13 protein-coding genes are annotated in these 16,094 nt (G+C 65.6%); 4 read left to right on the plus strand and 9 right to left on the minus strand.

The genetic code is table 11. The features are described from left to right. Positions 1-234 precede the first annotated feature (234 nt). The 5 genes from ACGLHR_RS32930 to ACGLHR_RS32950 form a co-directional block, all read right to left on the minus strand. A complete protein-coding gene (locus ACGLHR_RS32930) occupies positions 235-1,320 on the minus strand; it encodes a porin (protein WP_400099038.1) in 1,086 nt (361 codons plus the stop codon). Positions 1,321-1,509: 189 nt separating this feature from the next. Continuing rightward, positions 1,510-2,028, minus strand: coding sequence for a 2-oxo-4-hydroxy-4-carboxy-5-ureidoimidazoline decarboxylase (gene uraD, locus ACGLHR_RS32935; RefSeq protein ID WP_400099040.1), 519 nt, complete (start codon positions 2,026-2,028; stop codon positions 1,510-1,512). 20 nt (positions 2,029-2,048) lie between these two features. Then, a complete protein-coding gene (gene puuE, locus ACGLHR_RS32940) occupies positions 2,049-2,999 on the minus strand; it encodes an allantoinase PuuE (RefSeq protein WP_400099082.1) in 951 nt (316 codons plus the stop codon). 48 nt (positions 3,000-3,047) lie between these two features. Then, entirely contained in the window at positions 3,048-4,454 is a 1,407-nt protein-coding gene (locus tag ACGLHR_RS32945; protein ID WP_400099041.1) for a nucleobase:cation symporter-2 family protein, read from the minus strand. A 150-nt stretch (positions 4,455-4,604) separates the two neighbouring features. Further along, on the minus strand, positions 4,605-5,348 hold the full coding sequence (locus ACGLHR_RS32950; RefSeq protein WP_174423888.1) for a GntR family transcriptional regulator: 744 nt from the start codon (positions 5,346-5,348) through the stop codon (positions 4,605-4,607). A 312-nt stretch (positions 5,349-5,660) separates the two neighbouring features. Between ACGLHR_RS32950 and uraH the strand changes: the two genes are divergently transcribed. Together uraH and ACGLHR_RS32960 are read left to right on the plus strand one after the other, a co-directional pair. Beyond that, positions 5,661-6,014, plus strand: coding sequence for a hydroxyisourate hydrolase (gene uraH, locus ACGLHR_RS32955; RefSeq protein ID WP_267605960.1), 354 nt, complete (start codon positions 5,661-5,663; stop codon positions 6,012-6,014). Positions 6,015-6,045: 31 nt separating this feature from the next. After that, positions 6,046-7,251, plus strand: coding sequence for a urate hydroxylase PuuD (locus ACGLHR_RS32960; protein ID WP_400099044.1), 1,206 nt, complete (start codon positions 6,046-6,048; stop codon positions 7,249-7,251). A gap of 944 nt (positions 7,252-8,195) precedes the next feature. On the opposite strand, the gene ACGLHR_RS32965 is transcribed toward ACGLHR_RS32960, so the two are convergent. Continuing rightward, complete coding sequence (locus tag ACGLHR_RS32965) at positions 8,196-8,813, minus strand: c-type cytochrome (protein WP_400099046.1); 618 nt, start codon at positions 8,811-8,813, stop codon at positions 8,196-8,198. Between the two features lie 42 nt (positions 8,814-8,855). Then, positions 8,856-10,526: a pyrroloquinoline quinone-dependent dehydrogenase gene (locus tag ACGLHR_RS32970; RefSeq protein ID WP_400099084.1), complete on the minus strand. Its 1,671-nt coding sequence runs from the start codon at positions 10,524-10,526 to the stop codon at positions 8,856-8,858. 349 nt (positions 10,527-10,875) lie between these two features. On the opposite strand from ACGLHR_RS32970, the gene ACGLHR_RS32975 reads away from it, so the two are divergent. Then, on the plus strand, positions 10,876-11,544 hold the full coding sequence (locus ACGLHR_RS32975; RefSeq protein WP_400099048.1) for an ankyrin repeat domain-containing protein: 669 nt from the start codon (positions 10,876-10,878) through the stop codon (positions 11,542-11,544). Between the two features lie 7 nt (positions 11,545-11,551). Here ACGLHR_RS32975 and ACGLHR_RS32980 read toward each other — a convergent pair whose 3' ends face one another. Both ACGLHR_RS32980 and ACGLHR_RS32985 read right to left on the minus strand, forming a co-directional pair. After that, a complete protein-coding gene (locus ACGLHR_RS32980) occupies positions 11,552-12,634 on the minus strand; it encodes a beta-propeller fold lactonase family protein (protein ID WP_400099050.1) in 1,083 nt (360 codons plus the stop codon). 63 nt (positions 12,635-12,697) lie between these two features. Further along, entirely contained in the window at positions 12,698-15,046 is a 2,349-nt protein-coding gene (locus ACGLHR_RS32985) for a TonB-dependent receptor (RefSeq protein WP_400099052.1), read from the minus strand. Positions 15,047-15,279: 233 nt separating this feature from the next. Here ACGLHR_RS32985 and ACGLHR_RS32990 point away from each other — a divergent pair, with 233 nt between their 5' ends. After that, a complete protein-coding gene (locus ACGLHR_RS32990; RefSeq protein ID WP_400099054.1) occupies positions 15,280-16,089 on the plus strand; it encodes an NADPH-dependent F420 reductase in 810 nt (269 codons plus the stop codon). Positions 16,090-16,094: the final 5 nt, after the last annotated feature.

The following is a 16,094-nucleotide window of genomic DNA, read 5'->3' on the forward strand; positions in this document are numbered from 1 at the left end:
TGAAACTGAATCAAACCAATCTCGATTGACACGGGGAGTCATATCAGCTAGGAGCCACTTGAAGCGAAGCCCGTGGTGTTTTCCAGCACGCAGGCGTAACGAGCGCCCGCCCTCTCCCCCACCCCCTCTCCCGCGCGCGGGAGAGGGGAGCACGACAACGCAGCGCCGGCTTTGTCAGCAAGCTGAAACCCGCCACAAGGGCGGGTATCAATTCCCGTTGACAAGGGGAAAGCGTCAGAACTTGTGACGCAGGCCAACACCGAAGGTGTCGCCGTGCGACAGGTCGGTGATCTTGTCGTAGAAATAAGCGGCGTAGACGTCGGTGCGCTTGGACAGGTTGTAGTCGTAGGCGACCGCCACCGTGTTGCGCTTGAAGTCCGCGACCGAGTTCTTGGTCTTGTCGTAGGCGTAGGACGCCAGGATATTGCCGTTGCCGACCGGCACCGAAACGCCGACCTGGCCGTTGGTGTGCTTGATGTCGCCGTTGACGTTGTTGTTGATGTCCGACTTGATGTACTGGCCTTGCGCGAACAGCTTGACGACCTTGAAGTCGTAGCTCACGCCGCCTTGCACCGCGTTCTGCTTGCTGAAGCCGACCAGCAGCGGGCTGGTCGACGCGGTCACGTCACCCGGGTTGCTGTCGAACTTCACTTGCTGGAAGGCCAGCGTAGCGGCGAACGGGCCGTTGAAGTACATCAGGTTGCCGCCCCACTTGTTCTGGCCGGTGGCACCTGCCTTCTCGCCGAAGGAGTAGATCACGTTGGCGGTCAGGCCGCCGAAGTTCGGCGTGGAGTACAGCAGCGAGTTGTTCCAGCCCGAATCGCCGATGATGCCCGGGTCGAGCACGCGCGCGGTGGAAGCGCCGAAATAGGTGTGGAACACCATCGGCGAGAACACGTAGGAGTCGATCAGCGGGTTGAGCAGGATGGTCGACACGAAGAAAGGCGTGGTGTTGCGGCCCAGCTTGATGGTGCCCAGCTTGTCGTTCTGCAGGCCGACGAAGGCATTGCGGCTGAACATCGAGTCGCCGTTGAAGCGGCCCGAGGAACCGCTGTCGGTGCGGAAGAATCCGTTCAGGTCGAAGATGGCCTTGGTGCCGTTGCCGAGGTCTTCGGTGCCCTTGATGCCCCAGTACGAGGTCTGCATGCCGCCCGAGTTGGCGACATAGGCGCGGCCGGACGCGCCGACGTTCTTGACGCCGCCGACGAACATGTCGGCCTGGCCGTACAGCGTGACGCTGGATTGCGCCATGGCCGCGCCGCTGAAAAGGGCTGCCGCCATCGCTGCCAGCTTGAGGGCCGGCTTGATATGCTTGTGCATTGTGGGTTTCTCCGTGGTTGATCCGTTGCGTTCGTTGTGTACTGGGTCCCTGACGGGTTCTATTCGTTTTATTGGTGCTGGTGCTATTTTTGGCAGGCGCCGGACCTTGGCTCGGTCCGGCGCCTGCCCGTTACAGCGGCATGGGTAACGCAGGGTAACGAAAAGGTAACGAAACGACTGCTTTTTTGCTCAGCCGGATACTAAGTCGTTCAGGCGGAATTGCGCAATGCGGTGGATCTGCTTGATGCAAGTTTGCAACTCCGCGGCCGGCTCGTTGTTCACGCGCCTTGCGAACTCGCCGATGATGCCGGCGCGGTCATAGCCACGCACGGCCAGGATGAAGGGAAAGCCGAATTTCTCGTTGTACTGGCGGTTGAGCGACTGGAGCTGCTCGAACTGCTCGGCGGAGCATTGGTCCAGGCCGGCGCCGCTTTGCTCGCGGGTCGACTCGGCGGTCAGCTCGCCGCGCACGGCGGCCTTGCCGGCCAGCTCCGGGTGGGCGCGCACCAGCTTGATCTGGGCGGCGTCGCCGGCGTCGTCCACGATGGCGCGCATGGCGTCGGCCAGCGCGGCAGCGTGGGCGAAGGGGCGCTGCGTGGCGGCGGCTTCGGCCACCCACGCGGAGTGTTCATAGATGCCGCCAAGCGCCTGGATGAAGTCGGCGGCCGGCAGGGCGTTGAGTTGGTCGAGGGTGTAGGTCTGGCTCATGGTTCGGCTTATGGTTCTGCTTATGCGTGGTTCTGTGCGGAGTGGGGATGGGTCTCGGCCCAGTGGCGCGCGATATCCACGCGCTTGCAGATCCAGACTTTGTCATGGCCCTGCACGTAGTCGAGAAAGCGCTGCAGCCCGCGCATGCGCCCCGGGCGGCCCAGCAGGCGGCAGTGCATGCCGACCGACAGCATCTTGGGGCGGTCCAGCCCCTGCGGATCGCCCTCGGCGTAGAGCACGTCGAAAGCGTCCTTGAGGTACTGGAAGAACTGCTCGCCGGTATTGAAGCCTTGCGGCGTGGCAAAGCGCATGTCGTTGGAGTCGAGCGTGTAGGGCACCACCAGGTGGGGCTTTGTCTCGCCGTTGCTGACCTCCACCTCGGTCCAGAAGGGCAGGTCGTCGCCGTAGTAGTCCGAGTCGTACAGCAGTCCGCCGTGCTCCACCACCAGGCGGCGCGTGTTGGGGCTGTCGCGGCCGGTGTACCAGCCCAGCGGCAGCGAGCCGGTCAGCTCCTTGATGATCTGCATGCCGATGCGCATGTGCTCGCGCTCGGTGGCTTCGTCCATGCCCTGGTAATGGATCCAGCGCCAGCCGTGGCAGGCGATCTCGTGGCCAAGCTCGACAAACGCGCGGGTCAGCTCCGGATGGCGCTGCAACGCCATCGACACGCCGAAGATCGTCAGCGGCAGCCCGCGCTGCTCGAACTCGCGCAGGATGCGCCAGACTCCGGCGCGCGAGCCGTACTCGTACACGCCCTCCATGCTCATGTGGCGCTCGGGGTAGGCCGCCGCGCCGATGATCTCGGAGAGGAACTGCTCGGAGCCGGCGTCGCCGTGCAGCACGTTGTTTTCGCCGCCCTCTTCGTAGTTGAGGACGAACTGCAGCGCAATGCGCGCGCCGCCCGGCCAGCGGGCGTGCGGTGGCTGGCTGCCGTAACCGATCAGATCGCGTGGATAGTTGTGGCTTGTCATCAGGGTCATGGTTCTTCAGGAAACGGTGCCGGCCGCCGCCGGCTGGACTTATTCCGTGCCGTGCGAGTTGGCCGCGGCGTTGCGCATCGCTTCTTCACGCGACTGGATGCCGTTGAAGAAGACGTTGAGCACGACTGCCACGATGGTGCCCAGCACGATGCCGCTGTGGGTGAACGGGTCGGTCCACTTGGGCAGGTACTGGAAGAGGGTCGGCGCCAGTGTCGGGATCATGCCGAAACCGATCGAGATGGCGACGATGAACAGGTTGAAGCGGTTGCGGTTGAAATCGCACGAGCCCAGGATGCGGATGCCGGTGGCGGCCACCATGCCGAACATCACGATGCCCGCGCCGCCGAGCACGAACTGCGGCACCGAGGCCACGATGTGCGCCATCTTCGGGAACAGGCCCAGGCCGATCAGGATGATGCCGCCGGCCACCGCCACATAGCGCGAGCGCACGCCGGTCACGGTCACCAGGCCCACGTTCTGCGAGAACGAGGTGTAGGGGAAGGTGTTGAACAAGCCGCCGATCACGGTGCCCAGGCCGTCGGCACGCAGGCCGCGGGTCAGGTCCTCGTTGGACAGGCGCTTGCCGGTGATGTCGGCCAGCGCGAGGAACATGCCGGTGGATTCCACCAGCGTGATCAGCATCACCACGCACATCGACAGGATGGCGGGAATGTCGAAGGTCGGGATGCCGAAATGCAGCGGCGTGATCAGCGCGATCGCGCTGGCTTCATTGATGCCTTCGAAGGAGACCTTCCCCAGCGCCATCGCCACCAGGGTGCCGATGACGATGCCCAGCAGCACCGCGCAGTTGGAGATCAGGCCACGGCCGTATTTGCTCAGCAACAGGATCGCCACCAGCACCAGCGCTGCGATGCCCAGGTTCCCCAGGTCGCCATAAGCCAGGTTAGGCACATCCTTGACCACGCCGTCGATCACGGCACGCGTGGTGGGCTGGCCGCCGGCCGCCCAGTTGATCCCCACCCGCATCAGCGACACACCGATCAGCGTGATCACCGTGCCGGTGACCACAGGCGGGAACAGCCCGAGCATGCGTCCCATCAGCGGCGCCACCAGGATGCCGAACACCCCCGCGGCAATCACCGCGCCGTAGATGCCGAGCAGGCCTACGTTGGGGTCGGAACCGATAGCGATCATCGGCGCTACCGAGGCGAAGGTCACACCCATCATCACCGGCATGCGGATGCCGAACTTCCAGAAGCCGAAGGCCTGGATCAGCGTGGCCAGGCCCGCGGCGAACAGGTCGGCATTGATCAGGAAGGCGAGCTGGTCCTTGGGCAGCTTGAGCGCGCCGCCGATGATCAGCGGCACCGCGACGGTACCGGCATACATCACCAGCACGTGCTGGAGGCCGAGCGCAAGCAGCCGGCCCGAAGGCAGCCGCTCGTTGGTCAGGTCCGTGGGGACCGTGGTGCTAGCGCTAGTCATGAGTGTGTCTCCTCTCCTTTGGGTTTGATGGGAACGCTGCCGGGCGGGGTGGCTCTTGGTGTGTGACTCCGGCTGCGCGCATCATCGGGGACGCGTCTCTCATGAGCAGGAATCGGGCCTTGGCCGCAGTTTGGCAGCGGGAACAACCTGCTAGGTGGAGTGACCCAGCACGCTGCGAAGATCGAAATTGCCCGGTTCATCGGGCTGCACGCGGTCGGCGCAAGCGCCGAGATGGTGCGCCATGCGGCTCTGGGCGAGGGCGGCGTCGCCCTGTTCCAGTGCGTCGAGGATCTCTTCGTGTTCGTCGAAGGAGCAGGCGTTATTGCCCGGCGCCTCGACGCTGGCGATCATCAGCGTGGTGCGCGACACCAGCCGGCGCATCATGGTGACCAGCAGCGCGTTGCCCGAAAGCTCGGCCAGCGCGGTATGGAATTCGGCCGACAGGCGGATCCACTTGGGCCGCTCGTTGGTCAGGAAGGCCTGGCGCTCGGCCTCCACCATCTTGCGCAGCGGCGCGATCACGCGCTTGACGTCGCGCATGCCGGCGAGCTTTTCCAGCACCGCGCGCTCCAGCATCTGGCGCAGCTCGAACATGTCGTGCGCCTCGTCGGTGGAGGGGCTGGCGATGAAGGCGCCGCGGTTGGGCTCCAGGTCCACCATGCCGTCGGCGGCCAGGTGCGCCAGCACCTTGCGCACCGTGTGGCGCGCCGTGGCATAGATTTCGCACAGCGAGTGCTCCGTCAGCTTGGTGCGCGGGGGCAGCCGGTGCTCCATGATCGCGTCATAGATCTCGTGATACATGCGCTCCTCGACAGAGCCCTTGCGGGCGGGCTTGATTTCGGTCGGGGCGGCGGTGTCATCGGCACCGGCGATCAGCTTGAGACTCTTGGACATCTTGGCACCAGCGTATCGGTGAGGAGGGGAGCAGCGCGCCGTGGTAAGCGGGGTGAAGCGATGGCGCGCCCCAAAAATTGTTGACAATTATTTGGTTATGGCGGCAATATTGTCAACAAAACCGAGCTAGGTTTTCGACAAGTCAGGGTAATTCCTGAGTTGCCATCCGGAGTGGTGCGAAGCATTGTCGCCATGCACCAGTCCAGCGCCGGGATGCGTTAGAAATACGTACCGAGCGGGCACCATTCGCACAAATGGTGCTAGTGAAGGCAGCGGCGCCTCTCACAACCCAAAGCCCTAAGGAACAACAGGATGGGACGCTTGACCACACATGTACTCGACACCGCAGCCGGCACACCCGGCGCCGGCATGTCGATTACCCTGCATAAAATTGTCGACAATCGCAAGGAGACGCTGAAGACAGTCGTCACCAACCACGATGGCCGTTGCGACCAGCCCCTGCTGGATGGCGAGACCATGGCGGTCGGGGTGTACGAGCTCGAATTCGGCGCCGGCGATTATTTCCGCACCCAGGGCACCAAGCTGCCCGAGCCGGCATTCCTCGACGTGGTGACGCTGCGTTTCGGCATTGCCGACACCAGCGCGCATTACCACGTGCCGTTGCTGGTCTCCCCTTGGTCGTACTCGACCTACCGCGGTAGCTGAGCGCGGCAACGGGCAATAAAGGAGACAAGACATGGAAGGCTATATCCTCGACTGGGCCAATCTGCTGCTGCGCTGGGTGCACGTCATCACGGCGATCGCGTGGATCGGTTCCTCGTTTTATTTCGTCTGGCTCGACAACAGCCTGACCCGTCCCGACGACCCCGACCTGCAGGAGAAGGGCGTGGGCGGCGAGCTGTGGGCGGTGCACGGCGGCGGTTTCTACAACCCGCAGAAATACCTGACCGCGCCAAAGACACTGCCGGAGAACCTGCACTGGTTCTACTGGGAGTCGTATTCCACCTGGATGACCGGCTTCGGCCTGCTGGTGGTGCTGTACCTGTTCAACGCCAGCACGTTCCTGATCGACAAGAACGTGATGGACATGTCGCCGGGCGCGGCGATCGGGTTTGCGCTGTCCTACCTCGGCGTGGGCTGGCTGGTGTACGACTGCATCTGCCGCGTATTCGGCAAGAGCGACCGCACCGTCGGCATCCTGGTGGCGATCTACGTGGCGCTGGCCGCGTTTGTCGCCTGCCACGTGTTCTCGGGCCGCGCGGCGTTCCTGCTGACCGGCGCGATGATCGCGACCATCATGAGCGCCAACGTGCTGGTGTGGATCATCCCGGGACAGCGCAAGGTGGTTGCCGCGCTGCGCGCGGGCGATCCGGTGGACCCGGTGCATGGCAAGAACGCCAAGCAACGCAGCGTGCACAACACCTACTTCACGCTGCCGGTGCTGTTTGCCATGCTGTCGAACCACTACAGCATGACCTACAGCTACAAGTACAACTGGGCCGCGCTGGTGCTGATCATGCTGGCCGGCGTGCTGATCCGCCAGTTCTTCATCCTCAAGCACAAGGGCAAGATCAACGTCGCGTGGCCTGCTGCCGGCGTGGCCGTGCTGGCGGTGGTAGCGGTGATGATCGCGCCGGTGCAGCGTGAGGTGGTTGCCGGCAAGGACGGCGCCGCCGCCACGCAGGTGAGTTTCACGCAGGTGCAGGAAGTCATCAACTCGCGCTGCATCCAGTGCCATGCCGCGGCGCCCAAGATGATGCCGAGCGCCGCCAAGGGCATCAAGCTCGATACCGCCGACGAGATCAAGGCGCATGCGCAGATGATCTACCAGCAGGCGGTGCAGCAAAAGGCCATGCCGCTGGGCAACGTCACGCAGATCACGGATGACGAGCGCGCGCTGCTGGGGCAGTGGTTTGAGGCTGGCGCCAAGACCACCAATTGATCAACGGGCCTGCCCGAGAGGCGGGCCCACTACCGAGCATCGGTGATCGACGGTCCGGTGGCCGTGCAGTTGACGGCCGGAGGTCCGGACTGGCGAGGGTTTGAGCGGGGCGCAAGCCCCGTTTTTTTTAGGGGGGTAACCCAGCTTGAAAGCCAGCCGATGAGGCTCCTGTTGGGTTGGTCGCTGTTTGTTTGAGCGGTGTTGGTTTTTGCACCCAACAGCCATACGACATCCCCCTGCGGGGGCTGCCGGTCACTCTTCTTTGCGCGGCAAAGAAGACTAACGAGAAGAAAGCCGCCCTGCCGGGAGCAGAGCAATAAGGCTCTCGAATCTCGGTGGTTTCGTCGTACGGCCCGGAGTGCCAGTGGGCTTCTGCCGGTACCGGTTTGAAGGGCCACGAACCTGCCGGCCTCCGGGATTCACGGTGGGGCCCCCGGTAGCAGACATCACTTGCTGCAAGCAGTCTGTCGCTCGCGGAGTGGCCGGCCACGAAGTTGCAGGCGCACCGGTTCCGTCGTGGGCGCGGTGGCACCGGATTGATATGCCCAAGACCCTGACCACCGCGCCCGCCCCACCACGAAACCATTGGCGGGCGATGTGTCGTGGTGCTTCGCGCCGGTAACGGCAGATTGCCGAATGGGCAAGGATTCCGCTACCGGGGGCCCCACCACGAATCCCGGAAACTAGCAGCTTCTTGGCCGATCAAGCCGGTACCGGCAGAAGCCCGCCGGCACTCTGGGCCGTACGACGAAACCCCCGAGGCCGAATAGCCTTATTGCTCTGCCCCCGGCCGGCCGGCTTTCTTTTCGTTAGTTTTCTTTGCCGGGGCAAAGAAAAGTGACCGGCAGCCCCCGCAGGGGGATGTCGTATGGCTTTTGGGTTCAACAGCCATCGCCGACGAAATAAACAGCGACCAACCCCGCAGATCGTACGGCGGCTGGGTCCTACTGCAAATTAGCCATATAACTCGCAAGATTCTGAATATCCGCATCCGACAGCCCGCGCGCCACGCTGGTCATGCTCCCCCCATCATTAGTCCGCTTGCGCGACCGGAAGTCCTCCAGTTGCTTGACGATATAGGCATACTGCTGCCCCGCCACGCGGGGAATTTCATTCTGCCCGGCAAAGCCGCCAAGATGGCACATGGTGCAGAGCACTTCCTCGGCCTTCTTCCTGCCGGCTTCCACTTTTTGCCCATCGGCCTTGAACTGAGAGGCAATGGGTTTCTGCGCGGCAAAATATTCGCCCAGGTCGAGCATGTCCTCGCGCGACAGGGGCGTTGCCATCGGCGTCATCATCGGGTCGCTGCGCCGGCCTTCCTTGAAGTCCTTCAGCTCCAGGTAGATGTAGCGCGCGGTCTGGCCGGCCAGTACCGGATAGAGTGGATTGCCGGAGTTGCCCATCGGGCCGTGGCAAGCCACGCAGGATTCCGCCTTGCGCCTGCCGGCTTCGGGATCGGCGCGCGCCGTGCCGGCCGCGCATGCCAGCAGCACGCATAGCAAATAGGCCGGCCCCGGCAGCGCTGGCTGCCGGGGCCGGGCGAGACTGGACGGGATCCGCATGCCTATATGCCTATATGCCTATATGCCTATACGCCTATGTGCCTATTGCACCGCGAACACCAGCACGCTGTTGCCGCGCTTGAAGTCCAGTTGCGTGTTGCCGCCGGCCGCCACCGCGATGTACTGCTTGCCGCCGACCATGTAGGACACCGCCGGCGCATTCACGCCCGCGCCGCACTGGTACTCCCACAGCTTCTTGCCGGTGGCAGCGTCGAAGGCGCGGAACAGGCCGTTGCCTTCACCGTTGAAGACCAGGCCGCCCGCCGTCGCGAGCACGCCGCCGATCAGCGGCTGGTCGGTCTTGTAGTCCCACACCACCTTGCCGGTATCGATGTTCACCGCGGAGAGCTTGCCCCACTGCGCTTCGGCCGGGATGGTCTTGAAGGCGCCGCCAAGCCAGAGCTTGCCGCCCGGGTAGGGAGAGGCTTCCACCTGGTACGTCATGGGCTGGTGCAGGTTGGCGGCATAGGCCATCCGCGTCTTCGGGCTGAAGGCCATCGGCGACCATTCCACGCCGCCGTTGGCGCCCGGTAGCATGCGCGCGCCGGCGGCCGTGGGCAGGGTCCACATGTCTTCCTGCGGGATCATGGCTTGTGAGAAGCGGATCAGGCGACCGTCGCGGCGGTCATGCACATAGACGTGGCCGGTCTTGCCGCCGTGGATCACGCCGGGAATCATCTGGCCGTTCTTGTCGCGCACGTCGACCAGGATCGGCGGGCTGGCGGCATCCAGGTCCCACACGTCATGGGCGATGTACTGCGAGTGCCATTTGTAGGCGCCGGTATCCAGGTCCACCGCGACCATCGAATCGGTATAGAGATTGTCTCCGGGGCGGATGGCGCCATACAGGTCGGGCGAAGGATTGCCCACCACGAAGATCGCCATCTTGTTCTTGCGGTCGATCGCCGGCGGCATCCACACGCCGCCACCGAGCGCCTTGTAGAAGTCCCCGCCCTTGTCCGCGAGCTGCTTCTTCTCGGCCGCGATGTCGCGCTTCATGTCGCGCCCGGTCGCGTCCTTGGTGGCCCACACGCCTTCATGGCCTTTTTCGGGGATGGTGTAGAAGGTCCACAGCAGCTTGCCGTCGGTGGCGCTATACGCCTTGAGGAAGCCACGGATGCCGTACTCGCCGCCGTTGGTGCCGATCAGGATCTTGTCGTCCACGACCACCGGCGCCATGGTTTCCGAGTAGCCCAGTTCCGGGTTCGCGATCTGGGTTTCCCACAGCAGCTTGCCGGTCTTGGCGTCCAGCGCGACCAGCTTGGCGTCGAGCGTGCCCATGAAGAGGCGGTCGCCGGCGACGGCTACCCCGCGGTTGTTGGGGCCGCAGCAGAAGGTCGTGATCGGCCCCATCTTGTGCTTGTAGTGCCAGAACTCCTTGCCGGTCACGGCATCGATGGCATAGACGTGGTTATAGGACGTGGTCAGGAACATCACGCCGTTGATGACGATCGGTGCGGTCTCCATGGACTCGAGCACGGCGGTCTGGAACAGGAACGCCGGCTTCAGCCTTGCCACATTCTTGGTGTTGATCTGGCTGCCCGGGTAGTAGCGCGTCTGCACGTAGGAGCCATTGGAATGCACCCAGTCGTTCGCGTTGTTGCCGGCCGCGTCGAGCTGTGCCTGTGTCACCGGCGGCAGGGGCCGGGTCATGGCCGCGCCCGGGGTGGTCGCGCCGCCCTGGCTCTCGTCCGCGCCGAAGGCTGCGGGCATGAGCGCGGCGGCCACGGCGGCCAGCGCAAGCAACAGCAAGGGGAGGGTCAACCGGGTATGGCTGCGCGAAGAGAGCATGGGAAGCTCCTTTTTGAATTTCCGTGCCCCGGCTTTCCCAGGGCGAAAGCGTGTGCTTGTCGCACACTGTGGCGGCCCGGGTCACATGCAGTATAGGCAAGAGTGCAGGCAAAACAACCCGCATTGCAGTGGGTGCTTAAACCATGCTCGCCGCGCTGCAACATGCGTGCGGACGTTCCTTGAAATTGCGCGTCTTACCCACCACACTTAGCCGGCGAAGGTGTCGCGATGAGACTGGCAACGTAGTCAACGGCAGCGGCGGGAGACGGACATGAACGGACGCACTGGATGGCGCGCGGGGCTTGCCGCTGCGTTGCTATGTGGCATGGGCGTGCTGTGCCTGCCGGCCAATGCCGACGACGACATCAGCCTCAATGCCCGCCTGCTTGCCGCCGCCCGGGCCGGCGACACGGCGGCGGTGAGCGCATCGCTGCAGCAAGGCGCGGCGGTGAATGCACGCAACCGCATCGGCGATACGCCGTTGCTCACCGCGGCCAAGCGCGGGCTGACCGACATGGCGCGCACGCTGGTCGAGCATGGCGCCGACGTCAGCCAGGCCAACGTCCAGGGCGTGACGCCGTTGATGGCCGCGGCCTTCGGCGGCTTTGAGGAGATCGTGGCGATGCTGCTGGCGCGCCATGCGGAGCTGGCCGCCACGGATCGCGTCGACAAGACCGCCATGATCTACGCGGCCGGCGAGGGCCATGCCGGCGTGGTGCGGCAACTGCTGGGCGCCGGCGTGGACGTCAACACCCGGTACGCAAATGGGCTTACCGCGCTGATGTGGGCGGCCGGCTACGACAAGGTCGAGACGGTGCGCCTGCTGCTGTCCAGAGGCGCCCGGCCCGAGCTGCGCGACAACCGCGGGCTGACCGCGCGGGAGATTGCCGATCAGGCTGGCGCGAAGACGGTCGCCGGCTTGCTGAGCGCGCAGCACTGATCGCCGCTCATGGCGCATCGAGCGTGCCCGCGCTCTTCGGGTACGTGACGATGCCCCAGTTCAGCGCGATGCCATCCAGCTGGCGCACCGGCTGGTAGGTCTGCGCATCGACCACCAACACTGCGTTGGAGCGGCCGCACGCAATCAGCAACCGCGCATCGTCGGGCGTAAAGCTGAAGTGCCAGCAGCGCTTGCCGATGTCGATGTTGGCGATATTTTCATAGTTGTTTGCATCGAACACCTGCAGCGTGTCCGCACGCGATGCAGCGATGAACAGACGCTTGCCGGCCCGGTCGAATGCGACGCCATACGGCCCGGTGCGGGTCGGCACGGTCTGCAGCACGCGGTAGTCCGCGGCATCGAGCACCAGGAAGCTATTGCTCGACTCCAGCGTGACGATGTAGCGCCGTCCGTCCGGGCTCACCTTGATGCCGCGTGGCCGCGAGCCCTGCGGCGCGTTCAGCAGCCTGACCCGCTGCCCGCTCGCGCGCGCGTAGACCGAGATCGTATCGTCGCCTTCATTGGTGACCAGCAGCTGGCGGCCGTCGGGCGAGAACTCGATGCCTTCGGTTTCCAGCCCGCTGGGAATGGCGCGGGCGATGCGCCACTGCGCGAGGTCGATCACTGCGATTTCCGCCGGGGCCGGCGCGTCGTCGCCAGCCTTGGAGGGCTTCGGCGCGCCCGCCGTCCCTGCGCGCTCGCCGGGCTCATAGGTGACAAAGGCCTGGCCGCCGGAGACCCGCACGAACTCGGGATTCTGCCCGATGGGCAGGCGCTTGATCACCTGCCCGTTGCGCGTGTCGATCACGGAGAGATCGCCGGTGGCCTTGTTGGCGGTCAGCAGGTATTTGCCATCCGCGGTGAGCGCGAGGCCACGCGGGCCCTTGCCACCGGGATCGAGCATGCGCGTGACCTCAAGCCGGTCGAGGTCGATCACCGCAACGCCGCCGCTCTCGCTTGTCACGTAGGCGGTGGCGGCGCGCGAGCTCACCGTGCCCCCCAGCCCCGCGCACAGGGCCAGCATCGCGACGCCACGCTTGCGCGAACTCCCCATTGCCGCCATGTTTGCCTCCACTTGCTTGTTTGCCACTGCATTCGCCGGATCGGTTCATTCTTGGCGAGGGCGCCGCGCTTGCCAAGGTATTCCTGCGCGCTAGCGCCCGCCCCATTCATAGCGCACGCCCACCAGGAAGAGCCGCGGCGCGCCGGGCGCGACGAAGCGCTCGACCGGCACCGCCGCGCCGGGCCGCAGCAGCGTGCCGCCGGGAAACACGTTGAGGCCTGCCTGCCCATAGGTTTCATAACGGCGGTCCAGCACATTGTCGACGCGCGCATAGAGCTGCCAGCGCGCATCGACCTGCCAGCTCGCCCGCAGGTTGAACAGCACGAAGCCAGCGGTGCGCGCCAGGCGCGGATCCTGTGCGCTCAGCGCGCCGTCCTCAACGCCGGCCACCGGGCGCGACGACGATGCGACCATGGAGCCGCCGAGCGTAACCGACTCGGTTGCGCGCCAGTCTGCGCTCAGCTTGAAGCTATGCAGCGGCACGCCCGCCATGCGCGTGCCGGGGCGCACGTTGACGGGCGCCGCGAACGGCGTCTGGATCTGGCCGTCCGCCTGGTAGGTGGATTGCAGGTAGCTGTAGCTCGCGCGCAGCATCACCCGGCCCAGCCGCTGGCGCAGTCCGAGCTCTAGCCCCTGGCTGCGGGTCTTGGGGAAGTTGGTGAAGTAGCCGAGCGGGCTGACCGGCGAGCGCTGGAACAGGATGTCGTCGCGGTTGTCGCTGCGGTACAGCGCCAGCGTGAGGTCGGTGGCATCGCTAGCCTTCCAGCGCCCGCCGAACTCCACCGTGCGCGACACCACCTGGCGCAGGTACGGGTCCGCCTGCAGGCCGGTGGGCAGCTGGCAGGCGTTGGCCGGATCCGCGCAGCCCAGCTCGATCGCGGTCGGCATGCGCGTGCCTTGCGAGGCCGAGGCAAAGACCGTGAGGCCGCTTCGCAACGGGTGCGAGATGCCGAGCGAAGGATTGAGCTTCGAGAACGTGAAGCGTTCGTCGGACGCGTTCGGCAAGCTCAGCACGGTGTGCGTGCTCGAGGTGTTCCAGCGCGCGCTCGCGGTGAGGTAGCTGTGCGGCAGCAGCTTGATGGTATCGGAGGCATACAGGCTGACGGTGCTGGTGCGGCCATCGAGCGAGGCATTGGTGGTGGGCGTGGCGCCGGGGTCCGCCACCGCCACGCGATCGTCGTTGAAGCTGGCGGGCTGCGTGTCCTGGCGATACGTTGCGCGGCTCAGGGCAAAGGCCGCGCCCAGTACCGCGTTGTGGACGTCGCCCGTATGCGACCACTGCCCGGACAGCCCGTAGTCATGCGTGTTGACGGTCGCGGTATTGAGCACCGCGCTGGCCGGCGCGGCGCTTGGCTCGCAACCGGCATTGCCAGCATTGCCCTGGCAGCCGAGCAAGGTGTCGAGGTAGTCGTTGCTGACATCGCCGGTGCTGGCCTTTGCGTGCCCCAGGCGAGCGTAAACCGTCAGCGCGAGCTGGTCCTCGGCGTTGAACTGGTGCGTGCCGTTCAGCGTGACCTGCAGCGAGCGCGTGCGGGTAATGTCCGGCGCGGTGTAGATGGCGTTGCGCTGGCTGCCGTAAATACTGTCCGGCAGCAGGCCGTTGCCGGACAGGCGGCTGCTGCTGCCCAGCACGCTCACGCTCCATTGCGTATCGGTGGTGGAGCGGCCGAGCTTGGCGAACAGGTTGCCCAGGCTGCTGCCGGAGTGCTGGCGCCAGCCGTCCTCGCGAAAGCCCGTGCCCGCCACGAAGGCGTGCCAGCCGTCGCCGAGCACGTTGCCCGCGCTCACATCGAGCCGCGCGCGGCCGTGGCTGCCGAGGCTCAGGTCAGCCTCCACGCCGGGATGTGTCTCGCCGGACTTGGTGGTCAGCGCCAGCGCGCCGCCAAGCGCGTTGAGGCCGTAGAGCGGATTGCTGCCGGGCACCAGCGTGATGGTGCTGATCGCAGCCTCGGGGATTGCCGTCCAGTCGACCACATCGCCCAGCGCGGCATTCTGGCGTACGCCATCCAGGTAGAGCGCGATGCCCTGCGCTGCGCCCAGGGTGGAGGACAGGCGGTAGCCGCGATAGAGGATGTCCTTCTGGAACGGATTGCCCTGCACGTCGTTGATCACCACGCTGTCCATGGTTTCGCCGAGGAACGAGGACAGGTTGCCGGACTTGGCGCGCTCCATGTCGGCGTCCGTCGCGGTCTGCACATTGCCGGGAAACGCCTCGCGCGGGATGGAGAATGAAGGCAGCGGCGCGGGTGCGACCACGGTGAACTCGCGCAGGTTGTGGACCTCGTCGGCCGGCGGCGCTGTTTCCGGCGTCTGGGCGGCCACGCCCGCCGGTGCGCCCGCTGCCAGCGCCACCAGTGCCACCCGAGCGCAGCCGGCTGCCGTGCGCTGCGCGGCGGGCGCGAGCCTTGAGCGGCGCGGACAGGGGAGGGCGAGGGCCATTACCTTCTCCGTCGGGACAAGGGCGCAGCGCAGGGGATGCCGGGTGATGCCGGGTGATGCAAGTGCTACTTACTGTAGTGCACAGTGTGGCAAGCGCCAAATCGATCACGCGGCGGCAGCGAGCCGGCGGCGCGCGCTGCATTTTTCGCCTAGAGTTTGAAGGCGTGCCAAGCGCACCGCACCCGCATGCTGTCTTGCAGCACCCCGCTCTTCACCGGATCGAGGAGTCCACCATGCCGTTTGCTGAACCCGTCGAACGCATCGCATCCATCGACCGGCGCCGCCGCTTGCTCACCGGCAGCGTTAGCCTCGCCTTGCTGGCGATGTGGCTGGGGATCTCGCCCTCGCGCTTGCGCGCGCAGGCTAGCCGGGATGGCGCGCCCATGCCCATTGGCGTGATCGGCTCGGGCCGCATCGGCGGCACGCTGGGCGGCCTGTGGGTGAAGGCTGGCCATCCCGTGCTGTTCTCCTCGCGCCACCCGGATGAGATCAAGCCGCTGGTCGAGAAGCTCGGCCCGCTTGCCCGCGCGGGCACGGTGGCCGAGGCGCTGGCCTTTTCCAATGTGATTCTTCTCGCCGTCCCTTACAAGGCCTTGCCTGACCTCTCGGCGGAGTACGGCAAGGCCTTTGCCGGCAAGGTGGTGGTGGATGCGACCAATGCCGTGCGTGCGCGCGATGGCGCCGTAGCCGAAGAGGCGATGCGCAAAGGCATCGGCATCACCACCGCAAAGTACCTGCGTGGCGCGCGCATCGTGCGTGCCTTCAATTTCATGGGCGCCACCAACTTCGCGAACATGAACCACCGGGCCGAGGGCCTGATCGCGGTGCCGATCGCCGCCGACGATCCAAAGGCGCTGCGCATTGGCGAGCAGCTGGTGCGCGATGCCGGCTTCGAGCCGGTGGTGGTTGGCCGGCTGGCCACGGCCGACAGCTTTGCCCCGGGCGGCCCGCTGTTCCACCAGATCGGCTCGGCCGACGCCATGCGCGCGCGCATCGCGGAGCTAGGCGGGAAGATGGGGGCGGCAGGCGCTGCGTCCAAATAAGAACG

The sequence above is a fragment of the Cupriavidus sp. CuC1 genome, assembly GCF_044627735.1.
Lineage (GTDB): Bacteria > Pseudomonadota > Gammaproteobacteria > Burkholderiales > Burkholderiaceae > Cupriavidus > Cupriavidus ulmosensis.